This is a genomic window from Microbulbifer sp. ALW1, assembly GCF_009903625.1.
In the GTDB taxonomy this organism is placed as follows: domain Bacteria; phylum Pseudomonadota; class Gammaproteobacteria; order Pseudomonadales; family Cellvibrionaceae; genus Microbulbifer.
Window position 1 is genome coordinate 3,879,126 of record NZ_CP047569.1, and the last position, 16,290, is coordinate 3,895,415.

Below are 16,290 nucleotides of genomic sequence, written 5' to 3' on the forward strand. Positions count from 1 at the left end.
GAATCAGATTCTAATCCGGCTACTAGTTACGAACTCGTTGTATTTGTTCCAACCGGGAAACGCTGCCGAGGTAGTCCTGCCAGCTCGCCTGGAGTTCCGCCGTTTGGTAGTGCTGGTACTTCTCCCGATCCAGCCAGTAGACGCGGGTAGTGGCCCGCCGCAGGTCAATCAACGGCAACTGATCGATGGCTGCCGAGCCGCGCTTGAACACGGAGCCGGCTCGGGAGTTCTGGATCATGTCGCTGACAATGGTGAGGTGGACGTTTTCCGCCGAGGGGTCAAAGTGGTTCAGGGCCGCCACATCCGAAAGGGCTTCATAGATCGGGGAAACTGGCTGCTCGCCGGCGGACACGGCCTGGGCGATGGCGCTATCCAGGGGCCTCTCGAAACGCTCCCGGTACAACGCCTGCACAAACTGCTGGTTGGCCGTCAGCGCGCTGACGTCCTTGCCCGAGTGCGGCTTACATAAATCCACCACCGGTTCCGAGAGGCCATTGTAATGGTCGTCCAGAACAAAGATTGAAAAGCGATCGTTGACCGCGGCGGTATCCAGCAGGCCGGCAAGATAGGTTTTGAGAAAGTGCGCCTGGTGCACGGACAGGGTGTCTGATGCATCGATCACGACCAGGTGCTGGGCAAACCTCGGCAGGCTCGGGTTACACAGGGTTACTTTGTCATAGTCCCGCTCCGGCGATCGAATGACCTGCAAGGCAAATGCGCCCAATGCCAGCAAGATCAGGCATCCGCAGGCAAAGAGCACAACGCCCTTTTTATCTTCCGCGGACAGCCCGAGGCCGCCTCGTCGGGATTGCCTGGTCCCTCTCACTGCACGCTTCGCCATCAGGCCCTCCGCAGCCCGTGTTCCAGCTCCAGGCGGTCAACCAGTGCCGCAAAGGAGGCCTGTACCTTTTCACAGCGCTCATTCACGGTGGTGATTGCCGCGCTGTATTCCTCGTCCAGCTCCTCAACCAACAGCTCAAAAGCCACCAGGTCGCGCTTGTGCTGCTCCAGCCCTGTAGTGTTCAACTGCGGGATCTTGTCCAACTCAAAGCGCAACAGTTCACCGAAGTAGGCAGCGCGGCGATTCATCATCCGCGCGGAGTAAGACTGGTAGTAGCGGATCAATTCATCCAGTAACCCCTGAGCCTTAATGATGTCTTCCTGGTAATTGCGGTGAATCTCCTCACTGCGCTCGATACTGGCCTTAAACTGGATGAACTGTGCACGAATCGTCTTCTCCCGCTCGGCCAGTTCATCCTGCACTTCTTCCGCCAACTCATTGACGTTGTCGATCGCATCTTCGTAGGCCGCGGCCCAGGCGTCCTGCATACCCCGCACCCGGCGAGTGATTGCGGTGTACCCGGGGTAGCGATCCTCCACCACAAAAAATTTGGTGGTCAGTAATATCAGGGCGATTCCACTCACCACCACCATGATCCACGAATTGAAATCCTGAATCGCCAGGGGCTTCTCCCACAGGCTGGCCATGGCCAGTTGCGAGGCGGTAAAGGGATCCAGTTCCAGGGCCTCGCGGTAGTGGCCAACCCCCAGTACAAAGGTAACGCCAGTGGTCAGCAAGGTGAGTAACAGAGCCAAGGCACCGGCTTTCCTGATGTAGTTCGAATGAAAGCAGTTGCGCAGGGCGAAGGCCATAAAAGCGGCAATCCCCAGATTGACCAGCGTGATGATAAATGCCTGGAAGAAGCCACCGACCAACCCGAGATCGCTGCCTTTTGACAGGAAAAAAGCATTCAGCAACGTTTCCAGAATGACGATAAAGAAGATTACTGAATAGTGGAGGATTTTCGATTCCCGGTAGATCGCCTCCCGGGTAAGTCCGTTGCGGTGTTTGAAAATTTCCAGATCCATCCGCAGGGCTGACAGTTCCTGTGCGCGGCGCTTGAGCCCACTGACCAGGTTCGCTACCCGGCTGCCAATTTTTTTCTCGACGAAGGCGTCGGTGTTTCTGAGTTCCTGGCACAGCTGCCGGATCTCTACTTCGCTGCGCGCCTCCACCTGCGCATCCAGCTCGGCCTGCCGGTTTTCATGTACCCGGCCAATGATTTCCCGCACCACATAGGAACGCAGGCTCTCTTCACTTTCCGTATGACTGCGGCGATCGATTTCCGGGATGCCCGCTTTCACATCACGCTCAACGCGCTGCTCAACTTTCAGGGCGGAAATGGCGGCCTTGGTTGCCGGTATTGAGGTCATGAGCTCACCTAAAAACTTCCACTACATTTTAGGTTTTTCGTGTATTCCACTTTCTGGCGCGGCCAGCGCGACCGGCTCCAGGTGCATTTTGGTGAACGCTCCTGTTCACGCCTGTTAATCGCGCCTGGGCCAGCATTAGACGGCCAAGATTGAGCAAGGCGCCATAGCGGAAAAACCCTTACTTTCAGAATAGCCCCCAGCGCATCTCTGTGTCGCCAATGCGACAAAGCGTTACCAATCAGTAAGTTTTCACGCCAACTTTACAGATATTTCCTGCCATTACTCCGCGCCCAGGCATCCCGAAAGAGTCAAACGTTGAATAGCGCGCCATACAAACAAATAGACATTGAACCCAAAGTCAAATTAAGCATAAGCTTGAAATTGCTTTCGCACCCAATGACAAATAAATTCGTCGCCGTTATTTCGCGGAAGCATCCGTTGGTATCAAAAAATCAATAAAGAAAGCACGTCAGACGTGAACAATAACAACAGGAACCTTCCATGACGCTTACTCAAGACATCACGCCCCACACCCGACCGAGCAATTTCACCTGGTCATTTGCGTGGATAGCCGTCGCTACCCTGGCCGCGATTTCAGCGACAACAACCGCCGCAGATATTGACCAGGTTCTCCCCATCCAGCACAGCTGCAGTAGTACGTTAAAAATCCGAGCACAGGACATGAGCGCAAGCCAGCTAAATGCAACCTGCGCAGACCTTTCCGCTGGAGAAGCGCTCTTCCACCAGCGCCTGCAGACCAATCAGGTCCCGGTGCCAGACGACTACAACACCGATCTGCGTGTCGTTGTGTTTGATGATTACAGTCAGTATGACAGCTACGGGTATGCACTATTTGGCATCAGCACCAATAACGGTGGCATCTATATTGAGGGCACCCCATCCACCCCGGGCAACCAGGCCAGTTTTTATGCCCACGAGGCCTCCTGGCTGAGGCCTGAATTTGCAATCTGGAACCTGGAGCACGAATACGTGCACTACCTGGATGGCCGATTTATCGCGTACGGCGGTTTCAATCACTACCCGGGCAATATGGTGTGGTGGTCCGAAGGGCTCGCAGAATACCTGTCCCTCGGCAATAGCAACCCAGAGGCCATCGAAGTCGCACGTAATCACAAACCGCGCCACCGCAAACCCAGCCTTGCGTCCGTATTCGATACCACCTACCGCGACAAAACGGACCAGGTGTACCGCTGGAGTTACCTCGCTATTCGCTTCCTGTTCGAGCATCACTACGATGAAGTCATTGCGATGACGAACGCGCTCAAGAATAACGATTACACCAGCTATTCCGCCTATCTCAACAGCTGGGAAAGCAATTACGAGGCCGAGTATCAGAACTGGCTCAACGGCCTGGTGGACAGCGGTGCCCGCGGTGCTCCGCGGGACAGTAAACGGGATGACTTGCTGAAAAAGCACTCCGCAGCAGAAGAAAAACGCCGCGGCCATTCACACAGTCAGTAAGCGGAATTTCCGGGCCTAAAACGAAAGTGCCCGGCAATATAAGCTTTATCACTATCACTGTGATTTTTCGCAAAAAAAACGGGCCCTCGAGAGGCCCGTTTTTTTTGCGATGGGAGGGACAAACTGTCGCGACTTACTCGCTGTCACTCGGGTGACGCATGGGCGCAGGGAATGGAAACTGGGCAATTTTGTCGCCCTTGACCTCGTGCACCTTGCCGACGCCCTCTTTCTCAACTTCGTCGATCCGCACGATGCTGTGCAGAGGAATATACGAGCGCTTCACAGAAGCAAATTCGGTTTTCAGCTTCTCTTCACTGGGATCCACCACCAGCTGGGCTTTCTCCCCAAACACGAACTCCTCCACCTCGATAAAGCCGTACATCTCGCTCTGGTAGATAGCGCGGGCATAGAGTTCGAACACCTGGTTCTGGTTGTGGAAAATGACTTTGTAGATTGGGTTGGCCATAGATCGCTCAGTGGAGGGAGGTCGAAGTAAACGCTCGGTAAATCAGAAGCCCCGCCAATTCTAGTGTGCGGGAGGGCTGGGCCCGAAAAAGCGCGGAAGGTTAGCACTCTCTCAGCCCCCCGTCTATGCAGCCCGCAGAGTGGCCGGTATAATGCCCCACCTTTTAATTTGGCTAGTTTTTAACCAGGCGCGCTATGTCTTCCGATCTTTCCGAAAAACCGGTGAAAAAGCTCTTCATCAAGACCCACGGCTGCCAGATGAATGAATACGATTCTGCGCGCATGCGGGACCTGCTGGGTGAATCCCACCAGATGGTGCCCACCGATGATCCCGAAGAAGCCGATGTACTGCTGGTAAACACCTGTTCTATCCGCGAGAAGGCGCAGGAAAAATTATTCCATCAACTGGGCCGCTGGAAGCACCTGAAAGAAAAGAATCCCGATCTGGTGATTGGTGTGGGCGGCTGCGTCGCCAGCCAGGAAGGTGAGGCCATCGCCAAGCGCGCGCCCTACGTTGACCTGGTATTCGGCCCCCAGACCCTGCACCGCCTGCCGGAAATGATGGAAACCAAGAAGCAGAAGAGCGGCGCTATCGTCGTGGATGTCTCCTTCCCGGAAATCGAGAAATTCGACCGCCTGCCGCAGCCCGAGGCCGACGGCGCCAGCGCCTTCGTATCGATCATGGAAGGCTGCTCCAAATACTGCACCTTTTGCGTAGTGCCCTACACCCGCGGTGAAGAAGTGAGCCGCCCGGTGGCCGATGTGCTGGAAGAAGTGGCGCACCTGGCCGACCAGGGGGTGCGCGAGGTCAACCTGCTGGGCCAGAACGTCAACGCCTACCGTGCAGAAGGCGACGATGGCCAGCTGGTGGACTTCGCCGAGCTGATTACCTACGTAGCCGCCATCGACGGCATCGACCGCATCCGCTACACCACCTCGCACCCGGTCGAGTTTTCCGATGCCCTGATCGACGTTTACGCCGAAGTGCCGGAACTGGTGAACCACCTGCACCTGCCAGTACAGAGTGGCTCCGACCGCATTCTGATGGCAATGAAACGCGGCCATACTGCGCTGGAGTACAAATCCAAGATCCGTCGCCTGAAAGCAATCCGCCCGGACATCTGCCTGTCGTCCGACTTTATTGTGGGCTTCCCCGGCGAAACCGAGCGTGACTTCGAAGCCACCATGAAGCTGATTCAGGACGTGGGTTTCGATATCTCGTTCAGCTTCATCTATTCCGCACGCCCCGGCACCCCTGCGGCCGATCTGCCGGACGATACACCCGAAGAGCTGAAAAAGCAGCGCCTGCAACTACTGCAACACCGCATCAACCAGCAGGCCGCGGAAATCGCCCGTCGCATGGTGGGTAACGTAGAGCGCGTTCTGGTCAGCGGTGTCTCCAAGAAAGACCCGGGACAGCTTCAGGGCCGGACCGAAAACAACCGTGTGGTCAACTTCCGCTGCGACCAGCTGGAGCTGATTGGCAAATTTGCCGATGTGCTGATTGAAGAAGCCTTGCCGAACTCCCTGCGCGGCACCTTGGTAGCTTCTGAGCTGGATGGGCCACTGGGCTAAGAATCGAAGGCGCTGATGCCGGGATTCGTTTCCGGGACCGTGCGCGGCCATGGATGGCCGCGCCCGAGCGCACATGGACGTGCTTGTAGCGTGTCCCGGAAACGAATTCCGGCAGCAGGGCCGCCACAATATCCGCTACAGAGTAACAACCATTGCCTGCAAGCAGGCTCAGTGGACGTCTGGAAAGTCAGTATCCACAAACCGTCATACTCCCCTGTTATAAGCCCTGAGACTGGTTAGAACCCATTCGTCACAAACCAGCCTTTCCCATATTGGCGAAATGGGTATAACCTACAGTCAGAACCCAAAGACAAAAGGTGCACGGAAACCAATTTGGATACACAAGCCCTCGCTCACAGCATCACCCTCGAGCCCAACGACGCTCGCCGCCTGGCCAACCTCTGTGGCCAATTCGATCAACACCTGCGCCAGATAGAACAGCGATTGGATATCGAAATCCGCAATCGCGGCAATCAGTTTGCCTTCTATGGCGACGCCAAATCGGCCCGCGCCGCCGGCGAGATACTGAGCAACCTGTATCAGGAAGCCGGAGCCAATGACGAAGTCACTCCGGAACAGATCCACCTCGCCCTGCAGGAATCCGGGATCGAAGAGCTGATCAGCGGCAGACAGCAGATCGAAGAAGGTGAAGACGATCAGGTCGTGTTGATCCGCACCAAGAAATGCTCCGTGCGCCCGCGAGGGATCAACCAGCGCAAATATGTACGCGCGGTTCAGACCAACGATATCAACTTCGGCATAGGCCCTGCCGGTACCGGTAAAACCTACCTCGCCGTTGCCTGCGCCGTAGAAGCCCTACTTAAAGACTCCGTCGAGCGGATTCTGCTGGTGCGCCCGGCGGTGGAAGCCGGCGAGAAGCTGGGCTTCCTGCCCGGCGACCTCAGCCAGAAGGTCGACCCCTACCTGCGCCCCCTGTACGACGCCCTCTATGAAATGCTGGGCTTCGAGACCGTGGGCAAGCTCATCGAGCGCAACGTGATCGAAGTGGCTCCGCTGGCCTATATGCGCGGCCGTACCCTGAACAACGCCTTTGTGATTCTCGACGAGAGCCAGAACACCACCCGCGAACAGATGAAAATGTTCCTGACCCGTATCGGGTTCGGTTCTACCGCCGTGATTACCGGTGACCCCAGCCAGATCGACCTGCCCCGCGGCCAGGCATCCGGCCTGCGCCATGCGATCGAGGTACTGGACAAGGTCAACGGCATCAGCTTCACCCATTTCGGTGCCAAAGACGTGGTGCGCCACCCGCTGGTACAGCGCATTGTGGAAGCCTACGGCGTGCACGAGGCGGAAGTGGAAGCAAAAGAGGAAGCCGAGCGCGCAGCCCGCAAAGCAGCCGCACTCAAAGCGGCCGGAGAAGACGCGGCCTGAGGCCGCGACCACCATGAACACCAATCAAACCGAGCCCACGTCGCTCCCGCCCGCTGAACTCTTTCTCGATGTGCAGCGGGCTTCCAAACAACCGGGGTTGCCGAGTGACGAAGAGCTCACGCGCTGGGCAACCGCCGCGCTGGGCCACCACCACGACCAGGCCGAAATGACCGTGCGCATCGTCGATGAAGACGAGAGCCAGACACTAAACAGTCAGTATCGCGGCAAAGACAAACCCACCAATGTGCTTTCGTTCCCGTCAGACCTGCCTGCAGAATTGATCGAGGAGCTGGAACTGCCACTGCTGGGTGACCTGGTAATCTGCGCTCCCGTAGTCGCCCACGAAGCGGAACAACAGCACAAAGCACTTGCGGCACACTGGGCGCACATGACCGTCCATGGCACACTACATCTTCTGGGTTACGACCATATCGAGGACGATGAAGCCGAGATCATGGAAAACCTCGAAACCCGCATACTGGCCCAGCTGGGATTTAACGACCCCTATGCGCCGGTATCTGCACACAATGATGCGTCGGTACAAGCGGTGCCGGCAGACAATTTTTCAGATGGAACCGACGAGTAACGCGGAGTATGGCCACATCCATGACCACCGACGAACCCCCAAGTAGCTCCTCCTCCAACCGCCCTCGATCGGGGGAGAAAAACTGGTTGGAGAAAATACTGGGCGCTTTTTCTTCAGAGCCCAGATCTCGCGATGAGCTGCTGGACATCATCAAGGACGCCGCCGAAAACAAAGTGGTAGACGCGGAAGCCCTGTCCATCATCGAGGGCGCGCTGGACGTATCCAGCCAACAAGTGCGCGAGATCATGATTCCGCGCTCGCAAATGGTGGTGGTCAGCATCAATGACAACCCCAAAGAATTCCTGCCCAAGATCATCGAATCCGGCCACTCCCGCTTCCCCGTGGTGGGCGAGAGTATCGACGATATCCGCGGCATCTTGCTGGCAAAAGACCTGCTGCCACTGGTATTGAAAGGCGTGGATCAGTTTCGCCTGGAAGATATCATCCGCCCGGCCACGATTATTCCCGAGAGTAAACGCCTCAACATCCTGCTGCGTGAGTTCCGCGAGAATCGCTATCACATGGCTGTCGTAATCGACGAGTATGGTGGCGTCTCCGGTGTGGTGACCATTGAAGACATTCTCGAAGAAATCGTCGGTGAAATCGAAGATGAGACCGATGAGGAAGAAGCGGACAGCTTTATCCGCAAAGTGAGCGACAACGATTACGTGGTCAAGGCGCTCACCCCCATCGAAGACTTCAATGAGTACTTCGAGTGCGAGTTCAGCGACGAGGAATTCGACACCATTGGTGGTCTGATCATGCAGTCCTTCGGTCACCTGCCCGGACGCGATGAAATGACCAAACTCGGCGATTTCAAATTCCGCGTACTCTACGCCGACAACCGGCAGATTCACCTGCTGCGTGTAAGTCGATTTGACAGGCCCGCTGAAGAAGACGGCTGATGTCCAAATACCTTACCTCACTGGCCGCCCTGATTGCGGGCGGCCTGCTGACGCTCTCCTTTGCACCGTTCAATTACTGGTGGTGCAGCCTGCTGTCTGTTGGGCTCTTCGCCTGGTTACTCGCCCCCACCCGCAACCCTGCCCCGCTGAGTAGCAAAACCTGCTACTGGCTGGCGCTGTGCTACGGCGCGGGGCTCTATGGCACTGGCGGCTCCTGGGTGTATGTTTCCATCACGGATTTTGGCGGTTCCTCGGCGGTGTTGGGTGTTTTCCTTACCGCAGCCTTTGTCGGTATTCTTGCGGTGGTCTTCGCACTGCCGTTCGCCGCTCTCTCCCGCTTCCGCGCGCAGCCGACCTCCTTCGCGCTGGCTTTTGCCGCTCTCTGGTTTGTGAGTGAGTGGTGCCGCACCTGGATGTTTACCGGCTTTCCCTGGTTGTTTGCCGGTTACGGACATATTCACACCTGGCTTGCCGGCTGGGCTCCGGTCCTGAGTGTTTACGGCATTGGCCTGCTGCTGGCGTTCAGCGCTGCAGTAATTGCGCTGGTCGCACGGCGCGCCTTTCGATTCGACAAACGAGCCCCCTGGAAGTCTGCCAATGCCATTGCCCTGTGCGCGGCCGCACTGCTGATCTGGCCCCTGGGACTGGCATTGAGTAAGCTGGAATGGACCAGTACGGGCGACAAAACCCTGACTGTTGGCCTGGTACAGGCGAACATCCCGCAAGATAAAAAGTGGCTGCCGGAATTTCGCGGCGAGACGATCAAGCGCTACCAGACTGCCACCGAAACCCTGCACCAGCAAAATGTCGACGTGGTGATCTGGCCCGAGGCGGCACTGCCGCTGCTGTACCACCAGGCGCCGAACCTGATGTCCGCACTGCAGAACAGTGCGCGGCAATCAGAAACCGACCTGATTACCGGCATCCTCTACGATACCGAGCGGGACCACCGCCGGGTCGTGCACAACTCCGCTGCCGTATTCGGCCAGAGCGAACAGCTTTACCACAAGCGCCATCTGGTGCCATTTGGTGAGTATGTGCCCCTGGAAGACTGGATTCGCGGCACCATCGAATTCTTCAACCTGCCAACCTCTTTCATCCGCCCCGGACCCGAAGGGCAGGCACCGCTGATCGCGGGCTCTCTCAGCTGGGCCCCGCTGATCTGCTATGAAATCGTCTACCCGCAACTGGTCGCCCAGAGCGCTGGCGACGCCGAAGTGTTGCTCACCCTCAGTAATGATGCCTGGTTTGGCAAGTCCATCGGCCCCCTGCAGCACATGCAGATGGCACAGATGCGCGCGCTGGAAACCCGCCGTTACCTGGTACGGGGTACCAATACCGGCGTTACTGCCATCGTTGCGCCCGATGGCAGTATCACGAATCAGCTACCGCAGTTTGAGCAGGCCACCCTCACCGGCACGGTAGAGGCCCGCTATGGCACCACGCCATTTATGCTCATTGGCGTCTGGGGCCTGGTCGCACTGGCCACACTGATGCTGATTGCCGCTGCACTGTTGCAGCGGCGCCCCGCAGCCAACGCTGAGGCCGTATTTGCACGGGAAATGGCGGACTAACCGGTTCGCCATTTCCCAGACAGTACTGCCACAACACCCTCCCCGCCAGCATTTCGGCTACCGAGACGCGCATTCCCCCCTGCTGCCGCCCGCTTCTACTCGCGCCGCCGTTTATTACTGGCAATGTGCACCAAGTATGTTAGCGGCTGCTATCATCCAGAGATATTCACCCGAAGATGACAGCCTGGCTGTCACATTGACGCGATCAATTCGCGGGGGTTGATGCACTAACATATGGCCGGCGGGATTGCCGGCAGCCGGTACCGAGCAGCGATTGACGACTGCGTGCTTTCAACCGCGACCGGCGACAAGATTTTCCATGCACAGACAGATCGATGTGCGGCACGGATGCCTGATTTATGCATTGCTTAATCACTGGCGGCACTGGATTGATAGGCCGTCTATTTTGTGCGAAGTGGCTGGCGCGGGGTAACACCCTGACGGTTCTCAGCCGCAGCCCGGACAAGGTTCACCAACTCTGCGGCGAATCGGCCCGCGGGGTACGCGACCTGCAGCAGGTCGAGGAGCCGGTTGATGTGGTCATCAACCTCGCCGGGGAAACCATTTCCAAACGCTGGAACAGCAACAACAAACAGGAAATTCGCCGGTCGCGCCTGGAGACTACCGAGCGACTGGTGCAGTGGATTCTGTCCCGCCCCGAACGCCCCAGGTATGTACTCTCTGGCTCTGCCGTGGGCTATTACGGGGATCGCGGCGGCGATCTGCTAAAAGAATCCAGCGGTCCCGGCGGCGGCTTTGCCGCAGACCTCTGCCGTGACTGGGAGGCGGCCACCCTCCCGCTGCAACAGTCCGGTATCTGCGTCGGTATCATGCGCACCGCCATAGTGCTGTCGACCCGCGGCGGTGCCCTGGTGGAGATGTTGCCCGCTTTCCGCCTGGGCGTCGGTGGCCCCATGAGCTGTGGCGAACAGTGGATGAGCTGGATTCACGAGGACGATATCGTGGGCCTGATGCTGCACGCCATCGACCGGCAGCTGTGTACCCCGTTCAATGCCTGTGCCCCCGAGCCCGTGACCAACAACAGCTTTTCCCGCCTGCTGGCCAAACAACTTCACCGCCCCAGCCTGATGCGCATGCCTGCCTGGGTACTGAAGCTGATTTTTGGGGAGATGGCCGAAGAGCTGCTACTGGCCAGCCAGAGAATGGAACCGCGCACGGCACTGGACAGTGGCTACAGCTTTCAATATCCCACCCTGGAAAAAGCCCTGGCCGACCTCCTCGGCCCCAACCATGAAAATGGCAACGCCCAGGCGTCCTCCAGAACGCGCTGAGCCCGCAGTTGCGGGCTCAGGAGAGTATGCGGGATGGAGCTATCAGGCGGCGGCGGTACTGCGCAGCAGCGCTTCCTCAAGATAGCTGCAGGCGCTGTCCGAGGTGACCGGGTCAGCCCGGCACTCCATGGGGGCGGAGCCAACCCAGTGCGCGTGCCAACGGTACCAACTGTGGGCTACGGCACCATTCTCGCCAATATCGCTCTGGCCTTTTTCCTGGCGAAGCTCCACGAAATCCGTCTGCGCCGGGTCGATTTTGAATTCGCGGACAATCTGTCCCACAAAGGTTTCAAAGTTCTTGCTCAGCTGAGCGCCACCCTCGGTACCCGTGGACAAGAGCACCAGCTGGCGCTTGCCGCGCCGGGTCATCTTGAAACCAATCCACACAGGGCGGTTCAAGCGATTATGCAACTGAATCGGCGACAGGGATGATGGAATACCCTTCATCTGAACATTACCTCGATTTTTTCTTATGTTGTTATGTGCAGCGAGCGCTCTGCTTTTGCCCTGAAAGGTTTCACTAGAAACCGTCGGACAAGGGCGCCCATACTAGTTTTATCTAGAAGCTGCATCAAGCACCGATCCGGAACGACAGTACCAGATCAGTCAACTTCAACCAGATTCCACCTTCAACAACTGCGGCGCTCAGGCATTGGACGCCAGCGGTACCACTGATCACCCACCAGTTCACGCCAGTACACCTGGGTACGCAGCAGCGCCGCCGCATTGGGCAGCCAGCGCAGCAACCCACTCTCTGCGCGCGGCACCAGCTCGCCCGGGCTGCCAACCGGCAGGGGGCGAACCTGAATACCAGCGCGGGCAAAGCTCTCGGCGGCCCGGGGCATATGCCACCAGTGGGTTACCAGGAGCACAGTTTCGACCCCGGAATCGTGCAGGAGTGCCGCAGAGTTGGAGGCATTTTCCGCCGTTGTTCGGCTGCAATTCTCGCGCCAAGTCACCGAGCGATTGAACAGCTTCTCCAGAGCGCCGGCCATCAGGTCGGATTCGGGCGCTTTCTCTCCGACGTAGACCCGCCCACCAGACACCAGTATTGGCAGCGCCTCCGGGGCCTCAGCCACCGCCCAGGCAACCCGCTCCAGGCTGGTCGCGGACAGCCTCTCAGAGCCACTAGCCTCATCCCGGTAGCGGCCACCACCGAGAATCACCACGGCTCCGGGCTCAACGTTGGGCGTCTCCAGTTGCCGGTCTACCAGACGCTGCCCCAGCCAACCCGAAAAGGCCGGAGTTGCGCACACCCATAAAGTGGCGAAGCAGAGAATAGCCAGCGGCAGTGACAATTTTGCGACCGGGCTCGAGGAGGGGAAAAACCAGAGCACCAGCGCCAGCAATAGCCCGGCGAGTGGCGCAAAAGGGGGCATGATCAGAGTAGCCAATGCGGTTTGCAGTTCCATCTTGTGCAAGTCGTTATTTATACAGTGTTCGATTCACAGAGCGCGGGTCAGGTATTGCGAAAATACTCACCAGGAGCAAATGCGTGTTAGCAGGGATTGGCATTCACTCCGCGGACAATCCCCCGGTAATCTGCCGGAAACACCCGTAACCACAGCGATGGCAGGGCGTAATCTGGCTACCCGCCTCCGGCAGAGCCCGGTATCCGCACCCCAGGCATTGCAGCTCTTCGCCGCTACCCACAGTCTCCCCTGCCAATGCCCAGGGCTCGCCGCGCTTGATACAGCGCATGACACAGGGCCAAGCGGTCTTGGTGGGGTCGGCGGCATCGAGCAACCAGTCACCGGTGCGCTCTTCCAGTACCCGCAGCTCATAGCCCAGCTCATCAACATAATCTTCCGCCCGATGCAGGTCGTCTTTCAGCCAGGCTTTCAAAAACGCGGCCTTGCTGGCCGTGAGATCTTCGACCGCCAGCTCACCTTCAACCAGCTTCTCAAGGTCCCGGCGCACCTCGGTAGAAAGGCGCCCATCTTCATCTGGCAGACCGGGATTCTCGGCCTTCCCGGCCGCTTTAGGTTTCTTACTCACCCTATCCCTCCTATAATTCGCCGTTTTCCGGCCGGGTATCAGGCTCCCGGTCAGAATATCCCAATAGATCGAGTCACAGAGTATAGGTTCCCCACAGATGGAAGAGCAGTACAACCCCTCCGCAGTCGAAGCCGCCGCCCAGGGCCATTGGGCCGAGCAGAAAAGCTTCGAGGTAAAGGAAGACCCCAGCCGCGACAAGTTCTATTGCCTATCCATGTTCCCCTACCCCAGCGGCAAACTGCATATGGGGCATGTGCGTAACTACACCATCACCGACGTGATCTCCCGCTACCAGCGCATGCAGGGCAAAAACGTGCTGCATCCCATGGGCTGGGACGCCTTCGGCCTGCCGGCGGAGAACGCCGCGATCCAGAACAAGACCGCACCGGCCAAGTGGACCTACTCCAACATCGACTACATGAAGGGCCAGCTGAAGGCCCTGGGTTTCGGTTTCGACTGGTCCCGCGAGCTGGCTACCTGCCAGCCCTCCTACTACCGCTGGGAGCAGTGGTTCTTCACCCGCCTGTACAAGAAAGGCCTGGTGTACAAAAAGAATTCCGCGGTGAACTGGTGCCCCCACGACGCCACCGTGCTGGCCAACGAGCAGGTGGAAGACGGCTGCTGCTGGCGCTGCGGCACCACCGTGGAACGCCGCGAGCTGGCCCAGTGGTTTATCAAGATCACCGATTACGCCGAAGAACTGCTGAAAGACCTGGACCAACTCCCGGACTGGCCGGAGCAGGTGCGCACCATGCAGCGCAACTGGATCGGTAAATCCAAGGGTGTCGAGCTGGCCTTCGCACTGCCGAAGACCATTGCCGGCGTTGACCACTTCGATGTCTACACCACCCGTCCGGACACCTTGATGGGCGTGACCTACGTGTCGCTCGCTGCCGAGCACCCGATCGCGCTGGAGCTGGCCGAGAGCAAGCCCGAACTGAAAGCCTTTATTGCCGAGTGCAAAAAGCAATCCATGTCCGAAGCCGATATGGCCACCATGGACAAGAAAGGCATGGATACCGGTCTCAAGGCCATCCATCCGCTCACCGGCGAAGAAGTCCCGGTGTGGGTCGCCAACTACGTACTGATGGATTACGGCAGCGGTGCCGTGATGGCAGTGCCCGCGCACGACCAGCGCGACTGGGAATTTGCCAAGAAATACGACCTGCCGATCAAGCAGGTAGTCGCGCCCGCTGGCGACGAATCTATCGACCTGGACAAAGAAGCCTTCACCGAAAAAGGCAATCTGGTAAATTCCGGCGGTTTTGACGGCCTCGACTTTGAAGCCGCGTTCAATGCCATCGCCGACGGCCTGGAAGCTGCCGGAAAGGGCCGCGTCACCACCAACTACCGTCTGCGCGACTGGGGTGTATCCCGCCAGCGCTACTGGGGCGCGCCCATCCCCATGTTCAACCTGGCCGACGGCAGCGAGATCCCGGTCCCGGCCGAGAAACTGCCGATCCTGCTGCCGGAAGATGTGGAACTGGACGGCGTCACCTCCCCGATCAAGGCCGATCCGGAGTGGTGCAAAGACGAATACAACGGTGAAGCCGTCGAGCGTGAAACCGACACCTTCGACACCTTCATGGAATCCAGCTGGTACTACGCCCGCTACACCTGCCCCGACTTCGAAGAAGGCATGCTCGACCCGGACCGCGCCAACTACTGGCTGCCGGTGGACCAGTATGTGGGCGGCATCGAACACGCCATCCTGCACCTGCTATACGCACGCTTCTTCCACAAACTGATGCGTGATGAAGGCCTGGTAAAGAACGACGAGCCCTTCAAGCGCCTGCTGTGCCAGGGCATGGTATTGGCCGAATCCTTCTACAAAGAAGTCGACGGCCACAAAACCTGGATCGCCCCTACTGCTGTCGACGTAGAGCGCGATGACAAAGGCAAGCCGATCAAAGCCATCGAGCGCGCCACTGGCGAAGAAGTCATCGCCGGCGGCGTGGTGAAAATGTCCAAGTCCAAAAACAACGGCATCGACCCCCACGCAGCGGTTCAGGAATACGGTGCCGACACCGTCCGCCTGTTCACCATGTTCGCCGCGCCCCCCGAGCAAACCCTCGAGTGGCACGATTCCGGCGTGGAAGGCGCAAGCCGCTTCCTGCGCAAACTGTGGAAAACCGTCCACGGCCATATCGAAGCCGGCGACGGCAGCGTCGAAATTGATGTAAACAACCTGAGCGACAAGCAACAGCAGCTGCGCCGCAAGACCCACGAAACCATCCAGAAAGTCAGCGACGACTACGGCCGCCGCCAGACCTTCAACACCGCCGTCGCCGCGGTAATGGAACTGCTGAACGAAGTGGGCAAGGTTGCTGAGCGCGACTCCGCCAACGGCCTCGCGGTAGAACGCGAAGCCCTGCAAGCCGCCGTCATGCTGCTCGCGCCGGTAACCCCCCACATCAGCCACGAACTGTGGAATGCGCTGGGCAACTCTGGCGAGCTGGTCGATGCCCAGTGGCCGCAAGTGGACGAGAAAGCCCTGGTACGCTCCAGCATCACCCTGGTGGTGCAGGTCAACGGCAAGCTGCGTGCAAAACTGGAAGTACCTGCAGACACCGACAAATCCACCTTGGAATTGAAGGCACTGGCAGACGAAAACGTGGTGAAGTTCACCGAAGGCCTCACCGTGCGCAAGGTGATCGTGGTGCCGGGTAAGCTGGTCAATATCGTCGCCAACTAAGTCCCAACCATCGCCTCGGCAACGAAGCACAAATATCAGATGCGAAGGACGGGTGACGGGTACGGGTTTTCAGGAGCGTCGGCGACATGGACGTCGCCGACGCAGCGTA

14 protein-coding genes are annotated in these 16,290 nt (G+C 58.4%); 8 read left to right on the forward strand and 6 right to left on the reverse strand.

The window, feature by feature from the left end; translation table 11 throughout:
- Positions 1 to 22: 22 nt before the first annotated feature.
- Both GRX76_RS16075 and GRX76_RS16080 read right to left on the reverse strand, forming a co-directional pair.
- Entirely contained in the window at positions 23 to 841 is an 819-nt protein-coding gene (locus GRX76_RS16075) for a hypothetical protein (protein ID WP_160154234.1), read from the reverse strand.
- Positions 841 to 2,214 carry a hypothetical protein gene (locus GRX76_RS16080; protein ID WP_160154235.1) on the reverse strand — a complete coding sequence of 458 codons (1,374 nt, stop codon included), beginning with the start codon at positions 2,212 to 2,214 and terminating at the stop codon, positions 841 to 843. Before GRX76_RS16080 ends, GRX76_RS16075 begins: the two co-directional genes overlap by 1 nt.
- Before the next feature lie 501 nt (positions 2,215 to 2,715).
- On the opposite strand from GRX76_RS16080, the gene GRX76_RS16085 reads away from it, so the two are divergent.
- A complete protein-coding gene (locus GRX76_RS16085) occupies positions 2,716 to 3,696 on the forward strand; it encodes a collagenase (protein ID WP_160154236.1) in 981 nt (326 codons plus the stop codon).
- Between the two features lie 133 nt (positions 3,697 to 3,829).
- Here the strand turns inward: GRX76_RS16085 and GRX76_RS16090 are convergent, their stop codons facing one another.
- Positions 3,830 to 4,162, reverse strand: coding sequence for a DUF1820 family protein (locus GRX76_RS16090; protein WP_201276845.1), 333 nt, complete (start codon positions 4,160 to 4,162; stop codon positions 3,830 to 3,832).
- 194 nt (positions 4,163 to 4,356) lie between these two features.
- Between GRX76_RS16090 and miaB the strand changes: the two genes are divergently transcribed.
- The 6 genes from miaB (at position 4,357) to GRX76_RS16120 (ending at position 11,488) form a co-directional block, all read left to right on the forward strand.
- Positions 4,357 to 5,736, forward strand: a complete 1,380-nt coding sequence (miaB, locus tag GRX76_RS16095) for a tRNA (N6-isopentenyl adenosine(37)-C2)-methylthiotransferase MiaB (protein WP_160154237.1) — start codon at positions 4,357 to 4,359, stop codon at positions 5,734 to 5,736.
- A 333-nt stretch (positions 5,737 to 6,069) separates the two neighbouring features.
- Positions 6,070 to 7,131 (forward strand): PhoH family protein, encoded by a 1,062-nt coding sequence (locus GRX76_RS16100; RefSeq protein ID WP_160154238.1) that lies wholly within the window; start codon positions 6,070 to 6,072, stop codon positions 7,129 to 7,131.
- Positions 7,132 to 7,144: 13 nt separating this feature from the next.
- Positions 7,145 to 7,717: an rRNA maturation RNase YbeY gene (gene ybeY, locus GRX76_RS16105; RefSeq protein ID WP_160154239.1), complete on the forward strand. Its 573-nt coding sequence runs from the start codon at positions 7,145 to 7,147 to the stop codon at positions 7,715 to 7,717.
- Positions 7,718 to 7,725: 8 nt separating this feature from the next.
- Positions 7,726 to 8,622: an HlyC/CorC family transporter gene (locus GRX76_RS16110; RefSeq protein ID WP_236250417.1), complete on the forward strand. Its 897-nt coding sequence runs from the start codon at positions 7,726 to 7,728 to the stop codon at positions 8,620 to 8,622.
- Positions 8,622 to 10,196, forward strand: a complete 1,575-nt coding sequence (gene lnt, locus GRX76_RS16115; RefSeq protein WP_160154240.1) for an apolipoprotein N-acyltransferase — start codon at positions 8,622 to 8,624, stop codon at positions 10,194 to 10,196. The genes GRX76_RS16110 and lnt overlap by 1 nt, the downstream gene beginning before the upstream one ends.
- A gap of 359 nt (positions 10,197 to 10,555) precedes the next feature.
- A complete protein-coding gene (locus GRX76_RS16120) occupies positions 10,556 to 11,488 on the forward strand; it encodes a TIGR01777 family oxidoreductase (RefSeq protein WP_160154241.1) in 933 nt (310 codons plus the stop codon).
- A gap of 42 nt (positions 11,489 to 11,530) precedes the next feature.
- Here the strand turns inward: GRX76_RS16120 and GRX76_RS16125 are convergent, their stop codons facing one another.
- From GRX76_RS16125 to GRX76_RS16135, 3 genes are all read right to left on the reverse strand, one after another.
- Positions 11,531 to 11,935, reverse strand: a complete 405-nt coding sequence (locus GRX76_RS16125) for a hypothetical protein (protein WP_160154242.1) — start codon at positions 11,933 to 11,935, stop codon at positions 11,531 to 11,533.
- Positions 11,936 to 12,117: 182 nt separating this feature from the next.
- Positions 12,118 to 12,900: a YdcF family protein gene (locus GRX76_RS16130; RefSeq protein WP_160154243.1), complete on the reverse strand. Its 783-nt coding sequence runs from the start codon at positions 12,898 to 12,900 to the stop codon at positions 12,118 to 12,120.
- Between the two features lie 103 nt (positions 12,901 to 13,003).
- On the reverse strand, positions 13,004 to 13,486 hold the full coding sequence (locus GRX76_RS16135; RefSeq protein ID WP_160154244.1) for a hypothetical protein: 483 nt from the start codon (positions 13,484 to 13,486) through the stop codon (positions 13,004 to 13,006).
- Positions 13,487 to 13,583: 97 nt separating this feature from the next.
- On the opposite strand from GRX76_RS16135, the gene leuS reads away from it, so the two are divergent.
- Positions 13,584 to 16,181 carry a leucine--tRNA ligase gene (gene leuS, locus GRX76_RS16140; protein ID WP_160154245.1) on the forward strand — a complete coding sequence of 866 codons (2,598 nt, stop codon included), beginning with the start codon at positions 13,584 to 13,586 and terminating at the stop codon, positions 16,179 to 16,181.
- Positions 16,182 to 16,290 lie beyond the last annotated feature (109 nt).